This is a genomic window from Pseudomonas sp. NPDC089401 (assembly GCF_044749485.1).
Lineage (GTDB): Bacteria > Pseudomonadota > Gammaproteobacteria > Pseudomonadales > Pseudomonadaceae > Aquipseudomonas.
Map to the genome: position 1 here is coordinate 236,749 of NZ_JBIVIA010000006.1, position 20,140 is coordinate 256,888.

The window sequence follows — 20,140 nt, forward strand, 5'->3', positions numbered from 1 at the left end:
GCAGCCGGTGCCATGCACCGAGTTGGATTCTTCGCGGGTAAACCCGCTCCCACAGGGAATCGCGGCGCGCTCCGAAAAGAGCGATGAAAATCTCCGCACCCGGTTCCCTTTTGCAGATTTCGTTCGGTTAACCCTGCACAAGCCCCTTCAACTCACCGTATCGATCCCAGGGACCAGCATGCCGAAGCCCATTCACCCCGCCCTCCGCCTGGCGCTCGCCGCGCCGCTCTCGCTGTGCGCCGCCGCGCCTTTGCTGCTGCCTGCCACCCAGGCACTGGCCGAGCAGGCGACCGCTGCCGAGACGAATTTCGACATCGCCCCTGGTTCGCTGGCCAGCGCCCTCAACCAGTTCAGCAGCCAGGCCGGCATCTACCTGGCCGGCAGCAACGCCCTGGCCGCCGGCAAGACCAGCCAAGGCCTGCAAGGCCGCTACAGCGTCGCCCAGGGCCTGGCGCGCCTGCTCCAGGGCAGCGGCCTGCAAGCGCTGCCGCAAGGCACTGCCGGCTATGTACTGCAACCCGCCGCCGACGGCAGCGCCCTGCAACTGGACGCCACCACCGTCAATGCCGCCGCCCTGCTCGCCAGCAACGGCCAGAGCGACAACGGCTACCGCGCCGTGGCCAGCAACACCGCCAGCAAGACCGGCGCCGCCCTGGCCGAAACGCCGCGCTCGGTTTCGGTGGTGACCCGCCAGCGCATGGACGACCAGCAATCGCAGACCCTCACCGAAGTGCTCGGCTACGTGCCGGGCATCTTCTCGCCACCCTTCGCCGGCGGCGACGGGCAGGCCGGCGACCTGTTCTTCATCCGTGGCTTCAACGCCACCGACTACGGCTACGGCCTGCTGCGCGACGGCCTGCGCGTGCAGGGCAACCGCTACGACACCAGCAGCGAACCCTACGGCCTGGAGCGGGTGGAAGTGTTCCGCGGCCCGACCTCGATCCTGTATGGCGAAAACGCCCCGGGCGGCGTGGTCAACCTGGTCAGCAAGCGCCCCACCAGCGACGCTCGTGGCGAGGTGCAGCTCAGCTACGGCTCGCACAACCGCCGCCAGCTCGGGGTGGATGTTTCCGGCCCGCTGAACGATCAGGGCAATGTCCTGGGCCGCCTGGTGATGATGGGCCGCAAATCCGACACCCAGATCGACCACCAGCCCGACGACCGGCTGTACATCGCCCCGTCGCTGACCCTGAACTTCGACGAATTCAACAGCCTGACCCTGCTGGCCACCTACCAGCGCGACCGCACCCTGATGGAGCTGGGCTACCCTGCCGCCGGCACCCTGCTGCACAACCCCAACGGCAAGATCGACAAGGACCAGCTGTCGGGCAACCCGGACTGGGACAACTTCGAGCGTGAAACCTGGAGCCTGGGCTACGAGTTCAGCCACCGCTTCAACGACACCTGGCAGTTCCGCCAGAACTCGCGCTACATGCAGTCGCGCATCGACCGCCAGGAAATGTGGCCGGGCAACCTCAACAATGGCGGCTTCGGCACCACGTTGAGCAACACGGCCTATGACCGTTACAACAAGTCGATCGCCTATTCGCTGGACAACCAGTTCGAGGGCCACTTCGTCAACGGCGCCTTCGAGCACACCGTGCTGGTTGGCGCGAGCCTCGACCGCACCTCGTTCAACCAGGACTGGGACGCCGGCAACGGTGGCACCATCAACGTGTTCGACCCGGTGTGGAACGGCAAGCCGAGTACGCCATTGCACGTGCAGAACGCCCTGCTCGAACAGACCATGTACGGCCTTTACAGCCAGCTGCAGACCAAGGTCGACCACTGGGTACTGCTGCTCGGCGGGCGCCTGGACCGGGTCAACAGCCAGTTCCGCAACAAGGCAGGCACGCTCAATGCGCAAGCCGACATGGACAGCTGGGACAGCGACTTCACCTGGCAGACCGGGGTGATGTACCAGTTCGACAACGGCCTGTCGCCGTACTTCAGCTACTCCACCGCCTTCGCCCCGACCCAGCAGACCGAGAGCAAGAGCGGCGCGCTGGACCCGACCAAGAGCGAACAGTACGAAGTGGGCATCAAGTACGAGCCCAAGGGCTGGAACACCGCCTTCACCGCCTCGGTGTACGACCTGCGCAAGAAAGACGACGTTCTCTTCGACTCGACCGTGGGCGACTACCGGCAGATCGGCGCCAGCCGTTCCAAGGGCGTTGAGCTGGAGCTCAACAGCGACCTGAGCGAAAACCTCAACCTCACTGCTGCCTATACCTACACCGACTCGCGCATTACCAAGGACGTGGCCGGGTCGCTGTACGAAGACCACCAGATGACCGGCGTACCGCGCAACCAGGCGTCGGTGTGGAGCACCTATCGCTTCCGCGACGGGCTGCTCAAGGGGCTTTCGGTCGGTGGCGGCGTGCGCCATTTCGACAGCACCTTCGCCTACACGCCGGCCAGCCTCTACGGCAAGCTCGATACCGGCGATGTGACCTTGGTGGATGCCAAGGTCGGGTATGAGATCGACGACAACTGGTCGGTCGAGGTCAATGCCCGCAACCTGTTCGACAAGGAGTATGTGGCCGGGTGCAACAACGCCGGGCGTTGCTATTGGGGTGAGGAGCGCACCTTGCTCGGCACCGTTTCGCTGCGCTGGTAGTTATCTCCTGCCCCGGCCTCTTCGCGGGTAAACCCGCTCCCACAGAGATCGCGCCAACCTTGAAGGCAGCGCTGTACCTGTAGGAGCGGGTTTACCCGCGAAGAGGCCGGCACAGGCATAACAGGATTAATTGCGCCGCACCCGTGACACATCTCACAAAGCCCGGCCACTCGCGTACCAAAAACGTGAACCCCTCAGCGCGGTGCATTTGCCATGGCCAGCCAGGCCTCTATACCTGAGTGCGCAACCCGCCATTTCGGCACCCACTCAGTCATCAAGGAGCTTTGCATGGAAGCCTATTTCGCACTGACCACCGCCGACCAGGCCCCGGAATTCATCTTCAAGCTGACCAACCCGGAACGCATCGCACAGGCTCGTCGCATCCTGTCCGGTGATGAAAAGAGCCAGATCCATGTGCACGGTCGCCTGATCAAGCGTCAGCAGCCGTACAACCCGCGCTGGAGCTTCTACCTGGACCCGGACACCATCAACTTCTTCGAAGTGGCGATCGAGGTCTGTGATGCCACCACCCAGTATGTGGAGGACCACCTGGACGAAGCCGGCGGCGCGTTCCTGCCGGGTGGCCACTGGTGCCCGTGGTCGTCGCGCCTGGTACGCGAAATCAAGGAATAACCTGTCTCGTGTAGGAGCGGCCTTGTGTCGCGAAAGGGCTGCGCAGCAGCGCCCAGTGATCCATCCACTGACGCTGACACCGTGGGGCCGCTGTGCGGCCCTTTCGCGACACAAGGCCGCTCCTACACGAAGCCTGACGGACAGCCGAAAGCAGGATAGGCTTGGCACCTGCCTTCGCACTGCCCTACAGGAGTTCTCCCATGCTCGGCGTCACCGACTACGGCGCATTCGTCATCGCCTTCATCATCGTCCTGGCCATCCCCGGCCCTGGCAACTTCGCCCTGATCACCGCCACCGGCAAGGGCGGCATCAAGGCCGGCATGGCCGCGACCTGCGGGGTGATCCTCGGTGACCAGGTATTGCTGTGGCTGGCCGTGGCCGGCGTCGCCACCCTGCTGGCCGCCTACCCCGCCGCCTTCCACGTGGTGCAATGGGCCGGCGCCGCCTACCTCGCCTACCTGGGCCTGCGCATGCTGCTGAGCAAACCCGGCGGCGCCCCCCGCGCGAGCCGCATGGACAACGGCCAGTACCTGCGCCAGACCATGATGATCACCCTGCTCAACCCCAAGGCGATCATGTTCTACATGGCTTTTTTCCCGCTGTTTGTGGACCCGGTGAGGCACCAGGGGCTGGTGACCTTTGGTTTTCTGGCCGCGACGGTGGCGGTGGTGACGTTCATGTATGGGTTGATTGCGGTGGTGTTGACGCATTTGCTGGCGGAGCGGATGCGGGCGAATCCGCGGATTGCCAATCTGTTCGAGCGGGTGGCGGGGGCTTGTCTGGTGGGGTTTGGGATCAAGTTGGCGGCGATGCGTTGAAGCATCTCTTAACATGACCGTGGTTGACACTCCTGACACCCGGCCTTAGCGTCTCTGCCAACCACAACCTCCACGCCTCGGGCGGGCTTCGGCCCGTACTGCGCACCAGGGGGTTTCATTTTGCCTGAAGAAAGCTGAGCAAGGACTGCTGATGGCGGCAGTAGATCCAGGTTCGGACTGGAAGATGAGGTTCAAAACGATAGCCTTAGCGTGCCCACGAATGACTCTACAGAAGGCCAGTCTTAACTTTTCAGTCATGGGTTTCCAACCAGGATGGGATCAGCGCCCCTTCTGGAATTATGGGCTTTGGTGTTCGAATACTTGACCCCCTCCTCAGGCTTCACAGCATTCAGAGTGATTGCCTGCACAAGCGTCAGGCAGCACATCGCGTGCCAAATAATGCCACAATGCCACTAGCCAGGATCGGAATGTCCTCGCCTGCAAACCTACCCATCTAAGGACTGTACATGCTCACCCGCTTGAAAATGCTCGCTGTTGCAACCGGTCTCGCCATCATGACTGGTTGCGCATCCGTACCGATGGAATCGGCCGAAGCCGACGCCGCGCTCAAAACCTTCGCTGCGCCGCCTGTTGACCAGGCCGGGCTGTACATCTATCGCGACAGCTTCGCGGGCAAAGGCCTGAAGAAGACCGTCACGGTAGACGGCAAGGCGATTGGCGAAACCGCAAACCGGGTTTACTTCTACAAACTGATCAGCCCGGGCGCCCACAAGATCGGAACCGAATCGGAGTTCAGCGACAACGTCATCGACCTGATGGCCGTGGGTGGCAAGAACTACTATGTGCGCCAGTCGATCAAGGTCGGTGTGTTCGTAGGCGGGGCGAAACTGACGGTTGTGCCTGAGGATGTTGGCCAGGCGCATCTGCAGAAGTGCACGCTGGCGACTTCGCTGTGATTGCCTGATCTGGCGCTGCTGGCTGAAAGCAAAAAAGGCACCGCAGGTGCCTTTTTTGTTAATGAGGACAGGTAGTCGCAGCGCTTGCTTAGCACGTCCAGGCTATATGCCTGAAAGGGGTCGGAAGCCAACCAATGATGCCGGTTACCGCTACCGCACGAGTGGCGACTCGCGCAATCCACACTGACCTGACAATGCCGCCATGATTCAGATCAGCCCTGCTCTTATTGAGCCCTCGCGGACGATCCTGAGCAAATTTGAAACGCCCGTCAACCGTTTTGACCTGACGCAAATTGTGAGAAAGCCGATAATCAAAACCTGTAACTAATCACTACAAAATCCGTAGAACTGCTCACTCTAGAATCTTCTTGTCTCAGATTTTTCCCATACCTTGTAGTCCATTTCTGAATCATACTCCCGGCCCTGCCAAACCATTGCGAGTGCTTGGGTTGCGGCCTAGTCTCGGTCCGTCGTTGCCAAATCAACGACCGGCTTTGACAGGTCGACGACTTAAGTTTCCTTAGCAGCTCTTTATGGCAGCTGTGCATGGGGCACATTCGTGTGCGCCGGGTTCCTTAGGTCACCGGTCTGTCAACCCGTGTACAGCTGCCTCCATTCGTTTGACAGCGTTGCCAGGCGGCTCCACCTGACCTAAGGAGCTTTTATGCGCAAGATAGTCCCCGATCCACCCCACTCCCTCGATTCCTCCCATGTGCTGCAAGACACGCTGATTCAAACCTCTGAATACGTGATCTGCGCCCTGTCCGTCGCCCGCCAGTCCATACAACTGAAACCCACCTCGCCCAGCTCGACCGTGATGCAGGCGGTCATCCATGAAATGGAAGCTGCGCAGGCGCTGGTGGAGTCGGCGTTGTTGCAGTTGCAGATGCAGGTTCACCTGCCAGAAGGGCCACGGACGCTGCACTGAGGCTCAAGTGATGGGTTGCCTGTTCCGGCCTCTTCGCGGGTAAACCCGCTCCCACAGGATCGATACTGCCCTCAGGCATGGCTCAGTACCTGTGGGAGCGGGCTTGCCCGCGAAAGGGCCAGTCCAGGCAACGGAAAAATTTCAGGGAGAAAACCAATGACCACAGACACCACCCACCACCACACCACAGTAGGCAAAACCCGCTTCTACCAAGGCGAAAACCAGACCCAACCCCTGTTCCGCATCGAACCCGGCATACCCTGCAAGTACGCCCGCGAACAAGCGTCAGAACTCATGGGCTACGCCCGCGACCTGACCCTGACCGGCTTGCTCGAAGAAGACCCTAAGCTGATCTGGGCCTCGCATTACCTGAACGCGCTGGCCAAGGCCCTGCTGGACGACGCTGAACTGGGGATGAAAGAACGTAGCTAGTAAAAGCACACTCGTTTCGGGTTCGGAGGCTGATCCAAAAAATGGCCATAAAAGGCCTTTTATACCCACCTTTCATCTACAAGGGTTCTTATATGGCCTGTTTAATATTTTCCGGAGACACTTTTTTTGATCCAAGGCGCAGTGCCGAGAAACAGAGATATACAATAAAAAAGTAGGACACTTACACCCTAGCGTAGGGCCAAGAAATGGACGCGTCGCAAATCATCAGCACATTCGGGATTGCAGTGCCCATTTGTGCAACAGTGGCAGCATGGTTCTGGAAAACTCATCACGAGCGCAAGGCGGTCAAGGTTGCGCTAATCGCAGAAATACTTGCGCTACGAGAGATCGCGACTACTCGTCGATACGTGGAAGAGTTAGAAGAAACGGCTCAACATCTTAGAGGCCAAGAGGAGGGGCAGCGCGAAATCACCAAGTATCAGGTCAAAGTACCGGAGCACTATTGCCGCATCTACATCAACAGTGTTACCAAGCTTGGTGCATTGAAACTCAAGGATGCCCAGCTCGTGGTGAAATTCTATCAGTACGCAGACAGTTTCATCATGGATGTCGCCCCTGGTGGCAACCTGTACGAAGGTACTGACGATCCTGCTCCGTTCACCGAGAACGCAGCCATCTTGCGAGAAGCCATAAAAATTGCTGATGAACTGAAACGCCGCAACTCCTTTTGAGGACATCAGCACAGTATCAGACTTACTAACAGTGGTATGAAATCCAGAAACGAAAAAGCCCCGCAGACGTTAATCTGCGGGGCTTCATCTTGTATGGCGGAGAGATAGGGATTTGAACCCTAGGTACTGTTGCCAGTACAACGGATTTCGAATCCGTCCCGTTCGACCACTCCGGCATCTCTCCAATGCCGCGCATCATACCAGCGTTTTCTTGAAAGGCAAACCTTTTTTCAAAAAAAATCGCGTTGTATCAGACGCTTGCGTGAACGCGCCGCTTACAGCGGCACGCCCAGGCGCTTGGCAACTTCTTCGTAGGCTTCGATCACGTCGCCCAGGCCCTGGCGGAAGCGGTCCTTGTCCATCTTCTTGCGGGTCTCTTTGTCCCACAGGCGGCAGCCGTCCGGGCTGAATTCGTCGCCCAGGACGATCTGGCCGTGGAACACACCGAACTCCAGCTTGAAGTCGACCAGCAGCAGGCCTGCGTCGTCGAACAGCTTGTTCAGCACTTCGTTGACCTTCAGCGACAGCTTCTTCATCTCGGCCAGCTGCTCGGCGGTGCCCCAGCCGAAGGCGACGACGTGGGATTCGTTGATGAACGGGTCACCCTTCTCGTCGTTCTTCAGGAACAGTTCGAAGGTGGATGGCTCCAGCTTGATGCCCTCCTCCACGCCCAGACGCTTGACCAGGCTGCCGGCGGCGTAGTTGCGCACCACGCACTCGACCGGGATCATGTCCAGCTTCTTCACCAGGCACTCGTTGTCGCCCAGCAGCTTGTCGAACTGGGTCGGCACGCCGGCTTCTTCGAGCTTCCGCATGATGAAGGCGTTGAACTTGTTGTTCACCATGCCTTTGCGGTCGAGCTGTTCGATGCGCTTGCCGTCGAACGCCGAGGTGTCGTTACGGAACAGCAGGATCAAGCGGTCGGCGTCGTCGGTCTTGAAAACCGATTTGGCCTTGCCGCGGTAGAGTTCGTCGCGTTTTTCCATGATTGGGCTCCGCTTGCTGAGGTGTTGGGCTAGGCGATTTCGCGCCAGTCGAGCCCGTGTTCCTGGTTGGCCACCTGGAGCCAGTCCGGGTCGCACCCGAGGGTGTCGACGAAGCACTGACGGGCCAGGTTTGGCAGGTTGTTCTTGCTGCTGAGGTGGGCCAGCACCAGATGCTGCAGTTTGCTCCAGCCCAACTCTTCCACCAGGCGCGCGGCCTGGTGGTTGTTCAGATGTCCTTGCATGCCACCCACCCGTCGCTTCAGGAACGCCGGGTAGTGACCGCGTGCCAGCAGGTCGCGGCAGTGGTTGGCCTCGATCAGCAGTGCGTCCAGGCCCTGGTAACGCTGCAGCAGCAGCGCATCGTACGAGCCCAGGTCGGTGAGCATGCCGAAGCGCCGGCGGCCGTCGCTGATCACGTACTGCAACGGCTCGTAGGCATCGTGCTCGACCCGCGCCGCGCTGACTTCCAGCGCGCCGACCTGCAGCCGCTCGCCACAAGCGAGAAAACCGGCCACCTCCACCGGCTTGCGCATGCCGCGCAAAGTCCCTTGGCTGAGGTAGACCGGTACATTGTAGCGCCGCGACAGCAACCCCACCCCATGCACGTGGTCGGCATGTTCGTGGGTCACCAGCACTGCGCTCAACTGCTGTGGCGAAACCCCGAGCAGCGCCAGGCGCCGCTCGGTTTCACGCAGGGAAAAGCCGCAATCGACCAGGATGAAGGTGTCACCACTGGCGATCAGCGTGCCGTTCCCTTGGCTGCCGCTTCCGAGTACTGCGAAGCGCACTTAGCCCAGGTGGTCCTGGATGGCGCTCAGCACGCGGCGGGCGATATCGGCCGGGGCCACGGTGTTGATGTTCTTCTCGACGGTGACCTGCACGCTGTCGCCGACCTTGCTCAGGCGTACCTGATAACGCTCGGCACGGGCTTCACGCTCTTCCTTGGTCGGTTCGCTGCCGAACATGCGGCTGAAGAAGCCAGGCTCGTTTTGCTTGTCTTCAGGCTTTTCCGACAGGTTGATGTAGTACAGGCCCAGGCTGCGGTTGATGTCTTCGACACGCCACTCGCCGCCTTGCTCCAGGGCACGGCCGACGCCGGACCAGGCACGGTCCAGGTCGGAGCCGAGGAACAGCACCGGGTTGCCGCTGCCGTCTTCGCTCAGGCTGACGCGGCTTGGCGCGTCGAAGTCGCGCGCGGCCAGCAGGGACACCGAACCGCCCTTCTCGGCGCTGCGGTTCATGCCGGCAAGCATTTCGTCGACCAGCAGCGCATCGGCGCCGGTGTTGGTCGAAGAGGACGGGAACGCGGTGTCGGCCGTGCTGCCGGCCGGGCGCTCGGCGCTGACGATGTACACCTCGGAGGTGTTGCGTTGCACGCCAGGCTCGATGCGCACACGTACGCGCACTTCACCGTCGCTGCTGCTCGAGGTGCTCGCCAGGCGCTGGCCGAGCGAGGCCGACAGTTCGTCGAAACGCTGCCAGGTGGTGCTGAATTCACCGGTCTGCGGGCGCTCTTCGGCAATGCGGAAGCCGTTGTCCTCGAAGAACTGGTGGGCCACCGGCCAGACTTCGGCCGGCGCATGCTGGGCCAGCACCCAACGGCTGTTGCCGCTGCGCTGCAGGCTGTAGTCGGTGACCTGGGCGGCGCCGCCGGTCAACGGTTGCGGACGCGGCACCTCGAACTCGCCGGTGGCGTGGTCGTCGGCCACGTTGCGCGGGATCGGCAGCAACGGATCAAGGCGCTTGACGTTGCCGGCGTCGGTCGGCAGCTGCATCGGCGCGGTCGGGTGCGCCTGCAGGTAATCGCTGCCACGGTCGCGGAAATAGCCATCCTCGCCCCACAGCCAGCCACACCCACTGGTGCTGGAGATGATCAGGGCGAGCGCGGAAAGACCAGCCAGTCGCTTCATGCGGTGTACTTCCTCTTAAACCAGTACGCCGGACTGGCGCAAGGCAGTACGGACTTTGTCGTGGCAACCTTCGCTCAGCCAGGTAAGCGGCAGGCGAATGCCCTTGTGCATCAGGCCCATTTCCACCAGCGCCCACTTCACGGGGATCGGGTTGGCTTCGCAGAACAGGTCTTTGTGCAGCGGCATGAGTTTTTCGTTGATCGCGCGGGCCTTCTCGGCATTGCCCTCAAGGGCGGCCTCGCACAGGTCGGCCATTTCGCGCGGGGCGACGTTGGCAGTGACGGAGATGTTGCCCTTGCCGCCCATCAGGATCAGTTCGACGGCGGTCGGGTCGTCGCCGGACATGACGATGAAGTCGCTGTCGACGCCATCGAGGATGGCCTTGGCGCGCACCAGGTCGCCGGTGGCTTCCTTGATGCCGATGATGTTCTTGACCTTCGACAGGCGGATCACGGTGTCGGCCTGCATGTCGCAGGAGGTGCGGCCGGGCACGTTGTAGAGGATCTGCGGGATGTCGACGGCTTCGGCGATGTGCTTGAAGTGCTGGTACAGGCCTTCCTGGGTCGGCTTGTTGTAGTACGGGACCACCAGCAGGCAGGCATCGGCGCCGGCATTCTTGGCGTTCTGGGTCAGGTGCACGGCTTCGGTGGTGGAGTTCGCACCGGTGCCGGCGATCACCGGGATCGGGTGCTTGCTGCGCTTGACGCGCTCGACCACGTGCTTGATGACCAGGATGTGTTCTTCGACATCCAGCGTGGCGGACTCACCGGTGGTGCCGACAGCGACGATCGCGTGGGTGCCGTTTTCCAGGTGGAAGTCTACAAGCTTGTCGAGGCTTACCCAGTCCAGACGCCCTTGTGCATCCATGGGTGTGACCAACGCCACCATACTGCCCGCAATCATGTAACTGCTCCTGCCGGAAAAAGAGAGCGGTAATGGTACTGGGGGCATCGACCTTGCACAAGCGAAGCAGGCAGCCGGAGCATTCCCCTCGGCGGCTTATTTCGCTACCCTTGATCCTTTGATCGGTGCAGCGCGGCCCGCCGGGCCGTCGACCCTGCTCCACGGCCTGTGTCCACGTCCTCGCATGCGAGCCCAGGGCCCTGCCGACCGGAGGCTTTCGCCTGTCCTGCACCGACCGCTCATCGCTTTAGGAATGCTGCATGTCCACCCCCACCTCCGTCCGCGAACAATTTCTTGTCATCAGTGCCCTGGGCCCCAACCCCATGGAGCTGGCCAACGTCCTCAGCCGCGCCGCCTTCGAAAACCGCTGCGCGGTGGTCACCTCGCGCCTGAGCCGCCACGGCGAGACCAGCGCCCTGGTGCTGCAAGTGGGCGGCAGCTGGGACGCCCTGGCGCGCCTCGAGGCCATGCTCCCGGGCCTGGGCAAGAAGCACGGCCTGACCCTCGACGTGGTCCGCAGCGCCGACCAGGAAGTACGCCCGCAGGCCCTGCCCTACGTGGCCTACGTCAGCGCCGCCTACCGCCCCGACATCATCAACGAGCTGTGCCAGTTCTTCCTCGACCACCGCGTCGAGCTCGAAGCCATGACCTGCGACACCTACCTGGCGCCGCAGACCGGCAGCAGCATGCTCAACGCCCAGTTCACCGTGATCCTGCCGGCCGGCACCCAGATCAGCTGGCTGCGCGACCAGTTCCTGGACTTCGCCGACGCCCTGAACCTGGACGCGCTGATCGAGCCGTGGCGCCCACAGAACCCCGTGTAAGGAGCCCGACCATGGCAGTAGCACTCGACCAACCCGTCGCCGACTTCCAGGCCCAGGCCACCAGCGGCCAGACCGTCAGCCTGGCCGAGCTCAAGGGCCAGCAGGTGGTGGTGTACTTCTATCCGAAGGACAGCACCCCGGGCTGCACCACCGAGGGCCAGGGTTTCCGTGACCAGCATGACGCCTTTGCCGCCGCCAACACCGTGGTGTTCGGCGTGTCGCGCGATGGCATCAAGTCGCACGAGAACTTCAAGGCCAAGCAGGGCTTCCCGTTCGAGCTGATCAGCGACAAGGACGAGGCCCTGTGCCAACTGTTCGACGTGATCAAGCTGAAGAAGCTGTACGGCAAGGAATACATGGGCGTCGACCGCAGCACCTTCCTGATCGACAAGGACGGTGTGCTGCGCCAGGAATGGCGAGGGGTGAAGGTGCCCGGGCATGTGGATGCCGTGCTGGCAGCGGCCCAGGCCCTGAACAAGGCTTGATATCGGCTTGTGCTTCTTCGCGGGTAAACCCGCTCCCACAGGGATTACGTGGCCATCAAGGGCGGCGCCGTACCTGTAGGAGCGGGTTTACCCGCGAAGAAGCCAACGCAATTCCTACAGCATCGGCGAAACACTAGGCTCCTGCCGCGGCCAGGCATCCAGCACGGCCTTGATCAAGGTCGCCAGCGGGATCGCGAAGAAAATCCCCCAGAACCCCCACAGCCCGCCAAACAGCAGCACCGCGCAGATGATCGCCACCGGGTGCAGGCTCACCGCCTCCGAGAACAGCAACGGCACCAGCACGTTGCCGTCCAGCGCCTGGATGATCGCGTACACCGTCATCAGGTAGATGAACTGGTCGCCCCAGCCCCACTGGAACAGCGCGATCAGGGTCACCGGCACGGTCACCACCACCGCGCCCACATAAGGCACCACCACCGACAACCCCACCAGCAGCGCCAGCAGCGCGGCGTAGTTGAGCCCCAGGCTGATGAAGGCGATGTAGGTGGCGATCCCGCAGATCAGGATCTCGATACCCTTGCCGCGGATGTAGTTGGCGATCTGCCGGTTCATCTCGTTGCCCACCCGGTTCAGCAGGGTACGCTGACGCGGCAGGTAACCGCTGACCCAGCGCCCGATCAGCTCGCGGTCCTTGAGGAAGAAGAACACCAGGATCGGCACCAGCACCAGGTAGATCATCGCGTTGACCAGCAGCGGCAGGCTCGACAGCGAGAAGGTCAGCGCCCACTGGCCGAACTTGCCGATCTCGCCACGCACCGATTCGATGGCATGCAGCACCTGCTCGTCCGACACCAGGTGCGGGTAGCGCTCGGGCAGCAGCAACAGCAACGACTGCCACTTGCCGAGCATGCCCGGCAACTCGTTGAACAGCGTGATCAACTGGTGCCACAGCAGCGGCACCAGCACCAGCATGAACACCGCCAACGCGCCCATGAACAGGGCGAACACCAGCATCACCGCCAGCCGGCTCGGCACCCGCAGCCGCTCCAGGGCGTTGACCAGCCCCTGCATCAGAAACGCCAGGACCATCCCCGCCAGCACCGGCGCCAGCATGCCGCCGAGGGTAAGCACGGCGGTGAAGGCCAGGAACAGCAGGACCGCCAGCACCACCGCCTCCTCATCGGAGAAGTAGCGCTGCATCCAGTCGCGAAGCACTTTGAACATTGACGATCCTTGGGGGGGCAGGCTCAGGCCTTGCGCAGCCAGTAGGTGTAGGTGCCGGCCTTGGCCGTTTCCTGAAGCAGGGTATGACCGGCCAACTTGGCGAAAGTGCGGAAGTCGCGCTGGGAACCGGCGTCGGTGGCGATCACCTTGAGCACCGCGCCACTGGCCAGGCGGTTGAGCTCCATCTTCGCCTTGAGCAGCGGCAGCGGGCAGTTCAGCCCACTGGCGTCGAGCTCGGCGTCGCAGGTCAGGGTGTCACTCATCGGGTGCATCTCCAGGGCGAGGCAGAAAGTCGTGGGAAAAGCTCGGTAGCATACCGCCACTGGTCGGCTCCGCGCGACCCGGCTACAGTAAGCCTTTTTGATCGACGCGAGCTTCTGCATGAATCTACTGCGCCCTACCCTGCTGACGCTGGCCTGCCTGATGGCCCTTCCCGGCCATGCCGACGACCTGCCGTCACTGGGCGACGCCAGTTCCGCGATCGTTTCGCCGAAGCAGGAACACGACCTCGGCCGCGCCTGGCTGAGCCTGCTGCGCGGCCAGGTCAACCAGCTCAATGACCCGCAGCTCAAGGACTACGTCGAAACCACCGTGTACCGCCTGGCCGAAACCAGCCAGTTGCAGGACCGGCGCCTGGAATTCATCCTCATCGACAGCCGCGAGCTCAATGCCTTCGCCGCGCCTGGTGGCATCGTCGGGGTCAACGGCGGCCTGTTCCTCAATGCCCAGACCGAAGGCGAATACGCCTCGGTGCTCGCCCACGAACTGGCGCACTTGTCGCAACGCCACTTCGCCCGCGGCGTCGAAGCCCAGCAACGCATGCAGCTGCCGATGATGGCCGCGCTGCTGGCCGGCATCGTGCTGGCGGCAGGCGGTGCGGGCGACGCTGGCATCGGCATGATCGCCGGCACCCAGGCCGCAGCGCTCCAGGAACAGCGGCGCTTCTCCCGGCAGAACGAACAGGAGGCCGACCGCGTCGGCATCCAGAACCTGGAAAAGGCCGGTTACGACCCCCGCAACATGCCGACCATGTTCGAACGCCTGGCCCGGCAGTACCGCTACGACGCCAAGCCGCCGGAGTTCCTGCTGACCCACCCGGTCACCGAATCGCGTATCGCCGACACCCGCAACCGCGCCGAGCAGGCGCCCAAGGGCGGCGTCGAGGACAGCCAGCGCTATCAGCTGATCCGCGCCCGCGTGGCCCTCACCTACGAAGGCACCCCGGGCCTGGCGGCCAAGCGCTTCCGCGCCCAGCTCGACGAAGACCCGAAACTCGACGCCGCGCGCTATGGCCTGGCCCTGGCGCAGATCAAGGGCGGCCAGCTCAACGAGGCGCGCGAGAACCTCAAGCCGCTGCTGGCCAAGGCGCCCAACGACATCACCTACAACCTGGCGCAGATCGACCTGGATATCACCAACAACCGCCTGGCCGACGCGCAGCAGCGCGCCGAACGCATGCAGGGGCTGTACCCGGGCAACTACCCGCTGAAACAGGTGCGTGCCGATTTGCTGGTGAAGCAGAACAAGCCGGCCGAGGCGGAGAAGGTGCTGGACGACCTGCTCAAGAGCCGGCCGGATGACCCGGACGTGTGGTACGACATGGCTGAAGTGCGCGGGCTGTCTGGCAACACCATCGGCCTGCACCGGGCGCGGGCGGAATACTTCACATTGGTGGGGGATTTCGACCAGGCGATCCAGCAGCTGGACTACGCCAAGCGCCGCTCGGGCAGCAACTTCCCGCTGGCTTCGCAGATCGACCAGCGCCAGCGCGAGATCATGGAACAACGGCGCATGGTGCAGGAAATGATGGGGCGCTGAGATTCTGGGGGGCGCTTTGCACCCCTTTCGCGACACAAGGCCGCTCCTACAGGGTTACGCGATCCCCTGTAGGAGCGGCCTTGTGTCGCGAAAGGGCTGCAAAGCAGCCCCAACGATCTCAAGCATTACCGGAAAGCTTCAGCCGCGCCGCCTGAGTAAAGTCCAACATGCGGTTCAACGGCTTGATCGCCCTGGGCACCAGCGCCGGGTCGACGAAAATCTCATCCCCGCCGTTACGCAGGCAATGCAGCACCCGCTCCAGGGTGTTCATCGCCATCCAAGGGCAGTGCGCACAGCTGCGGCATGCCGCGCCGTTACCCGCCGTCGGCGCCTCGACGAACACCTTGTCCGGGCACAGCTGCTGCATCTTGTAGAAGATGCCGCGGTCGGTGGCGACGATGAAGGTCTTGTTCGGCAGGGTCTGCGCAGCCTTGATCAGCTGGCTGGTGGAGCCCACCGCGTCGGCCAGCTCGATCACCGCCTCGGGCGACTCCGGGTGCACCAGGATCGCCGCATCGGGGTACAGCGCCTTCATGTCGGCCAGCTGGCGCGACTTGAACTCTTCGTGGACGATGCAGGCACCGTCCCACAGCAGCATGTCGGCGCCGGTCTGCTTCTGGATGTAGCGGCCCAGGTGCTGGTCCGGGCCCCAGATGATGGTTTCGCCGTTGTCCATCAGGCTTTCGACGATTTCCAGCGCGCAGCTCGAGGTCACCACCCAGTCGGCCCGCGCCTTCACGGCGGCGGAGGTGTTGGCATAGACCACCACGGTGCGCTCGGGATGCTGGTCGCAGAAGGCCGAGAACTCTTCCACCGGGCAACCCAGGTCGAGCGAGCAAGTGGCCTCCAGGGTCGGCATCAGCACGCGTTTTTCCGGAGTGAGGATCTTGGCGGTTTCGCCCATGAAGCGCACGCCGGCGACGATCACCGTCTCGGCCGGGTGGTTCTTGCCGAAACGGGCCATTTCCAGCGAGTCGGAAACGCAGCCGCCGGTTTCCTCGGCCAGCGCCTGGATCACCGGGTCGCAGTAGTAATGGGCTACCAGCACGGCATTCTGCGCCTTCAGCTCGGCAGCGATGGCCGCACGGTATTCGGCCTCCTGTTCGGCGGTCAGCGGGTTGGGCTGCTTGGCGTCAAGGTGAGCCTGTACCAACAGGCGTTCGGAAATCTGGGTCATGATCGCTGGACCTGCGGGCGCGCATGCGCGTCGAATCGAGTGTATCACCCGGCCCTGGCAGATCGGCTAAGGGTGCCGGACGGCAGGCATGCCGCCTCGGCCCTCTGCGGGCGCGGATTATTATCGGACGCCGAAGGCTACAGACAATCTGGGGAATTCTAAAGCGGTTTTTGTGATGCCTGAACCGGCCCCTTCGCGGCTAAAGCCGCCCCCACAGCAATCGCACCTGGCTGGAAGGCCAGGGTGACCCTGTAGGAGCGGCTTTAGCCGCGAAGGGGCCGGCGCATGATCAGCGCGAAGCCATCGCGAAGTGCATCGCCATCATCATGGCGAACTGCTCGACCGGCATCTTCTTGCCGTTGAAGTCGACCATGCCATCGGCATAGTGCAGGCTCGACACCACGTCGTTGCCTTGCACGGTGGCCATGCCACTCTGCACCGCCATCATGCCGACCATCTCACCGGCCTGGCTGGCCTGCGCGGCGATCGCCTGGGCATCGGTCTCGCCATCGAGGAAGGCCTTGAAAGCCGCCAGGTCGCCGATCATCGGCTTGGACAGCGACAGCTTGCCCTTCACCTCGCTGACCAGCTGCTTGCCCAACTGGTCCGGCGGCAGGTCGAAGGACGCCGGGCTGGCGAAGTCCATGGACAGGTCGAAGCGGCTTTCGCCATTGGCAGTCTTGAAGGAGACGTTCTCCAGGGCCACCTTCGGCTTGGACGCCAGCAGCTGCTTCAGGTCGCCCTGGAATTTGGCCTGCTCCGCCTCGTCCATCTGGATCCGTGGAAACGCTTCGCCAGCCGCCTGGGCTGCCTCGAACTCGGGCAGGTGGGCCTGGTACCACTTCGACAGCGACTCGAGCGCCGCCGCATTGAGCGACTTGGCGCTCACGCCCATCTGCAGGTTGCCGACAGGGCGGCCGTCCCAGGTGATGTCGGCAACCCGGTAGTCCACCCGGCCACCCACGGTGCCTGGGCCATCCAGGGTCTGCAGGAAGTTCTGCTCGATGCCCTTGGCCGTGATCACCTGCTGCTTCGGCCCCAGGGTCGCCTTGGCTTCGCCCAGCAGCAGGTCGACGTTGCCGACATAGATGGACGGATGCTCGGTGGCCGCAAGGTTGCCGCCAAGCTTCAAGTCCTTGAGCTCGAAGGTCGCCGGTGGATGCTGGTCACTGACCAGGGTCATCAGGAAGTGCTCGGCGGCGCCGTGGAACTTCGAGTCCTTGCCGTCCTGGTCACCGCTGACTTCCAGGTGCATGCCCGAGAAATCGACGGCGGTGCCGTTGGCCTGGGTGACCTTGAGCGGCGCCAGGGTGATGTTGCTGTCGACGTTGCCAGCGTAGCCCAGGCTGGTGTGCACGCTCAGCGGAGCCTGATCACCCGCCGCGGCGAACCAGGGCGCGGTCAGCTCGTCCTTGCGCAAGGTCGTGTTGCTGGCGGCCAGCACCGGCATCAGCTTCAACGCCTTGACCCGCGACCAGGGGAACGGGCCGTGTTCGATCTGGTCGTCCATGGCCACGTCGAAGTTGAGCACCTTGCCTTCGCCCAGGTTGATGTCCTTGGCCTTGAGGCGGTACTGCGCGGTGCTGGTGAAGAAGCGCTGGTCCAGCGAGACCAGTTCCACGGTCATGCTGCCGCCGGTGCCAGCCACGGCTTTCTCGAGTTCGGCGTTGCCACGTTCGACGGAGCGCTCCAGCCCCGCAGGCAATTGCTTGCCGGTGTACCAGGCGCCTGCGGTGGTTGCGACGGCGATGGCGACGGCCAGGCCGGAAAGGATGCCTACTGATTTCTTCATGAATTAAACCGATTGATGTCCATATGGGAAGTGCCTGCAGCCAGACAGCAGCGAGGCGGCAAAAGGATATCACCCTGGCAACGGCTGTTGAGGATCAGCGGCGGGAAATCTGCCTTTTAGGAATCAACCGACAACGGCGAAAGAAATTTCCTACTCGTTCAATTTTACGGACATCACCATCGCTCAATAACGCAAAAAATCGCGCAAAAGTGAACATAAAGGCCATTGAATCCGATAAATATTTCATTTCGGCAACATCTTGTCATGTTTAACTTGACGCCTTCCTACCAATCGTTTTTTATTTTCACCACCTTGCCCAGCGCCCGATCCACAAAGAAGAATAGTCGCGCCGTCATGATGCCCCAACGCCCCTGCCCGCACGCTCCACCTTCCTAGTCAGTCCCGGCCCTGCCAGCTCGACAACGGCGCCTCGCCGCGCTTTCCGCTGCTCCAAACAATAAAGGTGACAACATGGAGCCCACCCGCTCGCCCATGCCGCATGCGCAGTACCCCCTGTCCGCCGCCCACGCCCAGCAGCAGGAGCCCTGCCAGCATGCAGACTGAGCACAGCACTGCCGGCAACGGCCAACTCCGCAAGACCCTGCGCCTCTGGCACGTGATCATCATCGGCCTGGCCTACCTGACGCCGATGACCGTGTTCGACACCTTCGGCATCGTTTCCGGCCTTACCGCCGGGCACGTGCCCAGCGCCTACATCCTGGCGCTGGCCGGGATCCTGTTCACCGCGGTGAGCTATGGCACCCTGGTACGCCGCTTCCCGCAGTCGGGTTCGGCTTACACCTACACGCAGCGGGCAATCAACCCGCATGTGGGCTTTCTGGTCGGCTGGTCGTCGCTGCTCGACTACCTGCTGCTGCCAATGGTCAACGCCCTGCTGGCCAAGCTGTACCTCTCGGCGATGTTCCCCGAGGTGCCGGGCTGGGTGTGGGTGACCGCCTTCGTCACCCTGATCAGCCTGATCAACATGCGCAGCGTCAACCTGGTTGCCCACTTCAACCTGCTGTTCGTGGCCGTGCAGGTGGCGATCATCGCCGTGTTCATCTACCTGTGCGTGCGCGGCCTGGGCCAGGGAGAAGGCCTGGGCACGGCCTGGAGCCTGGTGCCGTTCGCCGACAGCCAGACCCAGTTCAGCGCCCTGGCGGCGGGTGCGACCATCCTGTGCTTCTCGTTCCTGGGCTTCGACGCGGTGACCTGCCTGTCGGAAGAAACCCGTGACCCGGGCAAGACCATTCCGAAGGCAATCTTCCTCACCGCGCTGATCGGCGGCCTGGTGTTCATCAGCGTGTCGTACTTCATCCAGGCCTACTTCCCGACCATGGCGCGCTTCCACGACCAGGAAGCGGCCCTGCCGGAAATCGCCCTGTACGTCGGCGGCAAGCTGTTCCAGTCGATCTTCATCGCCTGCACCGTGATCAACACCATCGCCTCAGGCCTGGCCTCGCAGACCAGCGTCTCGCGCCTGCTGTACGTGATGGGCCGCGACAACGTCATCCCGGCCGGCATCTTTGCCCGCCTGCATTCGCGCTACAAGACACCGGTGCTGAACATCGCCGTGGTCGGCCTGATCTCGCTGTCGGCGATCTTCTTCGACCTGGTCACCGCCACCTCGATCATCAACTTCGGCGCGCTGGTGGCGTTCAGCTTCGTCAACCTGTCGGTGATCAACCACTGCTACCTGCGCGAAGGCAACCGTCGGGGCCTGGCCAACCGGCTGAAGTACCTGGTGCTGCCGACCATCGGCTTCTGCATCATCGTCTCGCTGTGGCTCGACCTCAACGCCAACTCGCTGATATTCGGCGGCGTCTGGGCCGCGGTCGGGGTGCTGTACCTGGCCTGGCTGACCAAGGCCTTCACCGCCGCGCCACCGAACTACATCGCCGAATGACCTTTGCTGCCGACAACGCCCGCGCCTGAACGCGGGCGTTGTTGTTGAACGATAAGGAACGCCCCATGCTGCTGCGTCGCCTCTCCATCCAGTGGAAGATCACCCTGCTCGCCG

Annotated in this window: 19 protein-coding genes and 1 tRNA gene; 11 read left to right on the top strand and 9 right to left on the bottom strand. The window is 62.8% G+C overall.

What is annotated here, in order from left to right; all coding sequences use genetic code 11:
• Nucleotides 1-178 precede the first annotated feature (178 nt).
• The 7 genes from ACIP21_RS16035 to ACIP21_RS16065 all read left to right on the top strand — a co-directional run bounded on the left by ACIP21_RS16035 (nt 179) and on the right by ACIP21_RS16065 (nt 7,040).
• Entirely contained in the window at nt 179-2,620 is a 2,442-nt protein-coding gene (locus ACIP21_RS16035; protein ID WP_400689226.1) for a TonB-dependent siderophore receptor, read from the top strand.
• Between the two features lie 288 nt (nt 2,621-2,908).
• Nucleotides 2,909-3,253, top strand: coding sequence for a hypothetical protein (locus ACIP21_RS16040; protein ID WP_400689228.1), 345 nt, complete (start codon nt 2,909-2,911; stop codon nt 3,251-3,253).
• Between the two features lie 200 nt (nt 3,254-3,453).
• The gene (locus ACIP21_RS16045) at nt 3,454-4,071 is read left to right on the top strand and encodes a LysE family transporter (RefSeq protein ID WP_400689231.1); all 618 of its coding nucleotides are present in this window, start codon (nt 3,454-3,456) and stop codon (nt 4,069-4,071) included.
• Nucleotides 4,072-4,538: 467 nt separating this feature from the next.
• Nucleotides 4,539-4,988 (top strand): DUF2846 domain-containing protein, encoded by a 450-nt coding sequence (locus ACIP21_RS16050; RefSeq protein WP_400689234.1) that lies wholly within the window; start codon nt 4,539-4,541, stop codon nt 4,986-4,988.
• A gap of 664 nt (nt 4,989-5,652) precedes the next feature.
• Nucleotides 5,653-5,916 carry a hypothetical protein gene (locus tag ACIP21_RS16055; protein ID WP_400689236.1) on the top strand — a complete coding sequence of 88 codons (264 nt, stop codon included), beginning with the start codon at nt 5,653-5,655 and terminating at the stop codon, nt 5,914-5,916.
• Between the two features lie 156 nt (nt 5,917-6,072).
• Nucleotides 6,073-6,348, top strand: coding sequence for a DUF3077 domain-containing protein (locus ACIP21_RS16060; RefSeq protein WP_400689239.1), 276 nt, complete (start codon nt 6,073-6,075; stop codon nt 6,346-6,348).
• A 206-nt stretch (nt 6,349-6,554) separates the two neighbouring features.
• Nucleotides 6,555-7,040: a hypothetical protein gene (locus ACIP21_RS16065; protein ID WP_400689242.1), complete on the top strand. Its 486-nt coding sequence runs from the start codon at nt 6,555-6,557 to the stop codon at nt 7,038-7,040.
• A gap of 94 nt (nt 7,041-7,134) precedes the next feature.
• Here ACIP21_RS16065 and ACIP21_RS16070 read toward each other — a convergent pair.
• The 5 genes from ACIP21_RS16070 to dapA all read right to left on the bottom strand — a co-directional run bounded on the left by ACIP21_RS16070 (nt 7,135) and on the right by dapA (nt 10,839).
• A tRNA-Ser gene (locus tag ACIP21_RS16070) sits at nt 7,135-7,224 on the bottom strand.
• 91 nt (nt 7,225-7,315) lie between these two features.
• Nucleotides 7,316-8,026, bottom strand: coding sequence for a phosphoribosylaminoimidazolesuccinocarboxamide synthase (purC, locus tag ACIP21_RS16075; protein ID WP_400689245.1), 711 nt, complete (start codon nt 8,024-8,026; stop codon nt 7,316-7,318).
• Between the two features lie 29 nt (nt 8,027-8,055).
• Nucleotides 8,056-8,814 carry an MBL fold metallo-hydrolase gene (locus ACIP21_RS16080; RefSeq protein ID WP_400689248.1) on the bottom strand — a complete coding sequence of 253 codons (759 nt, stop codon included), beginning with the start codon at nt 8,812-8,814 and terminating at the stop codon, nt 8,056-8,058.
• Nucleotides 8,815-9,936 (bottom strand): outer membrane protein assembly factor BamC, encoded by a 1,122-nt coding sequence (gene bamC, locus ACIP21_RS16085; RefSeq protein ID WP_400689251.1) that lies wholly within the window; start codon nt 9,934-9,936, stop codon nt 8,815-8,817.
• Between the two features lie 15 nt (nt 9,937-9,951).
• Entirely contained in the window at nt 9,952-10,839 is an 888-nt protein-coding gene (gene dapA / locus ACIP21_RS16090) for a 4-hydroxy-tetrahydrodipicolinate synthase (protein WP_400689254.1), read from the bottom strand.
• Between the two features lie 260 nt (nt 10,840-11,099).
• Between dapA and ACIP21_RS16095 the strand changes: the two genes are divergently transcribed.
• Together ACIP21_RS16095 and ACIP21_RS16100 are read left to right on the top strand one after the other, a co-directional pair.
• A complete protein-coding gene (locus tag ACIP21_RS16095; RefSeq protein WP_400689256.1) occupies nt 11,100-11,663 on the top strand; it encodes a glycine cleavage system protein R in 564 nt (187 codons plus the stop codon).
• Nucleotides 11,664-11,674: 11 nt separating this feature from the next.
• Entirely contained in the window at nt 11,675-12,148 is a 474-nt protein-coding gene (locus ACIP21_RS16100) for a peroxiredoxin (RefSeq protein ID WP_003254742.1), read from the top strand.
• Nucleotides 12,149-12,262: 114 nt separating this feature from the next.
• On the opposite strand, the gene ACIP21_RS16105 is transcribed toward ACIP21_RS16100, so the two are convergent.
• Both ACIP21_RS16105 and ACIP21_RS16110 read right to left on the bottom strand, forming a co-directional pair.
• Entirely contained in the window at nt 12,263-13,333 is a 1,071-nt protein-coding gene (locus tag ACIP21_RS16105) for an AI-2E family transporter (RefSeq protein ID WP_400689259.1), read from the bottom strand.
• A gap of 23 nt (nt 13,334-13,356) precedes the next feature.
• Nucleotides 13,357-13,596, bottom strand: coding sequence for a sulfurtransferase TusA family protein (locus ACIP21_RS16110; protein ID WP_400689262.1), 240 nt, complete (start codon nt 13,594-13,596; stop codon nt 13,357-13,359).
• A 118-nt stretch (nt 13,597-13,714) separates the two neighbouring features.
• On the opposite strand from ACIP21_RS16110, the gene ACIP21_RS16115 reads away from it, so the two are divergent.
• Entirely contained in the window at nt 13,715-15,151 is a 1,437-nt protein-coding gene (locus ACIP21_RS16115) for a M48 family metalloprotease (protein WP_167070760.1), read from the top strand.
• Between the two features lie 118 nt (nt 15,152-15,269).
• Here ACIP21_RS16115 and nadA read toward each other — a convergent pair whose 3' ends face one another.
• Together nadA and ACIP21_RS16125 are read right to left on the bottom strand one after the other, a co-directional pair.
• Complete coding sequence (nadA, locus tag ACIP21_RS16120) at nt 15,270-16,328, bottom strand: quinolinate synthase NadA (protein ID WP_400689265.1); 1,059 nt, start codon at nt 16,326-16,328, stop codon at nt 15,270-15,272.
• Between the two features lie 289 nt (nt 16,329-16,617).
• Nucleotides 16,618-18,120: a YdgA family protein gene (locus ACIP21_RS16125; RefSeq protein ID WP_400689267.1), complete on the bottom strand. Its 1,503-nt coding sequence runs from the start codon at nt 18,118-18,120 to the stop codon at nt 16,618-16,620.
• Nucleotides 18,121-18,673: 553 nt separating this feature from the next.
• On the opposite strand from ACIP21_RS16125, the gene ACIP21_RS16130 reads away from it, so the two are divergent.
• Complete coding sequence (locus ACIP21_RS16130) at nt 18,674-20,026, top strand: APC family permease (protein WP_400689270.1); 1,353 nt, start codon at nt 18,674-18,676, stop codon at nt 20,024-20,026.
• The last annotated feature ends 114 nt before the right edge of the window (nt 20,027-20,140 follow it).

What these genes read in the sequence shown, in the direction of transcription:
- ACIP21_RS16105 (WP_400689259.1), bottom strand. Translation starts at nt 13,333, where the DNA reads ATGTTCAAAGTGCTTCGCGACTGGATGCAGCGCTACTTCTCCGATGAG.
- ACIP21_RS16050 (WP_400689234.1), top strand. Translation starts at nt 4,539, where the DNA reads ATGCTCACCCGCTTGAAAATGCTCGCTGTTGCAACCGGTCTCGCCATC.
- dapA (WP_400689254.1), bottom strand. Translation starts at nt 10,839, where the DNA reads ATGATTGCGGGCAGTATGGTGGCGTTGGTCACACCCATGGATGCACAA.
- ACIP21_RS16035 (WP_400689226.1), top strand. Translation starts at nt 179, where the DNA reads ATGCCGAAGCCCATTCACCCCGCCCTCCGCCTGGCGCTCGCCGCGCCG.
- ACIP21_RS16055 (WP_400689236.1), top strand. Translation starts at nt 5,653, where the DNA reads ATGCGCAAGATAGTCCCCGATCCACCCCACTCCCTCGATTCCTCCCAT.
- purC (WP_400689245.1), bottom strand. Translation starts at nt 8,026, where the DNA reads ATGGAAAAACGCGACGAACTCTACCGCGGCAAGGCCAAATCGGTTTTC.
- ACIP21_RS16045 (WP_400689231.1), top strand. Translation starts at nt 3,454, where the DNA reads ATGCTCGGCGTCACCGACTACGGCGCATTCGTCATCGCCTTCATCATC.
- bamC (WP_400689251.1), bottom strand. Translation starts at nt 9,936, where the DNA reads ATGAAGCGACTGGCTGGTCTTTCCGCGCTCGCCCTGATCATCTCCAGC.
- ACIP21_RS16060 (WP_400689239.1), top strand. Translation starts at nt 6,073, where the DNA reads ATGACCACAGACACCACCCACCACCACACCACAGTAGGCAAAACCCGC.
- ACIP21_RS16095 (WP_400689256.1), top strand. Translation starts at nt 11,100, where the DNA reads ATGTCCACCCCCACCTCCGTCCGCGAACAATTTCTTGTCATCAGTGCC.
- ACIP21_RS16125 (WP_400689267.1), bottom strand. Translation starts at nt 18,120, where the DNA reads ATGAAGAAATCAGTAGGCATCCTTTCCGGCCTGGCCGTCGCCATCGCC.
- nadA (WP_400689265.1), bottom strand. Translation starts at nt 16,328, where the DNA reads ATGACCCAGATTTCCGAACGCCTGTTGGTACAGGCTCACCTTGACGCC.
- ACIP21_RS16130 (WP_400689270.1), top strand. Translation starts at nt 18,674, where the DNA reads ATGCAGACTGAGCACAGCACTGCCGGCAACGGCCAACTCCGCAAGACC.
- ACIP21_RS16115 (WP_167070760.1), top strand. Translation starts at nt 13,715, where the DNA reads ATGAATCTACTGCGCCCTACCCTGCTGACGCTGGCCTGCCTGATGGCC.
- ACIP21_RS16065 (WP_400689242.1), top strand. Translation starts at nt 6,555, where the DNA reads ATGGACGCGTCGCAAATCATCAGCACATTCGGGATTGCAGTGCCCATT.
- ACIP21_RS16100 (WP_003254742.1), top strand. Translation starts at nt 11,675, where the DNA reads ATGGCAGTAGCACTCGACCAACCCGTCGCCGACTTCCAGGCCCAGGCC.
- ACIP21_RS16040 (WP_400689228.1), top strand. Translation starts at nt 2,909, where the DNA reads ATGGAAGCCTATTTCGCACTGACCACCGCCGACCAGGCCCCGGAATTC.
- ACIP21_RS16110 (WP_400689262.1), bottom strand. Translation starts at nt 13,596, where the DNA reads ATGAGTGACACCCTGACCTGCGACGCCGAGCTCGACGCCAGTGGGCTG.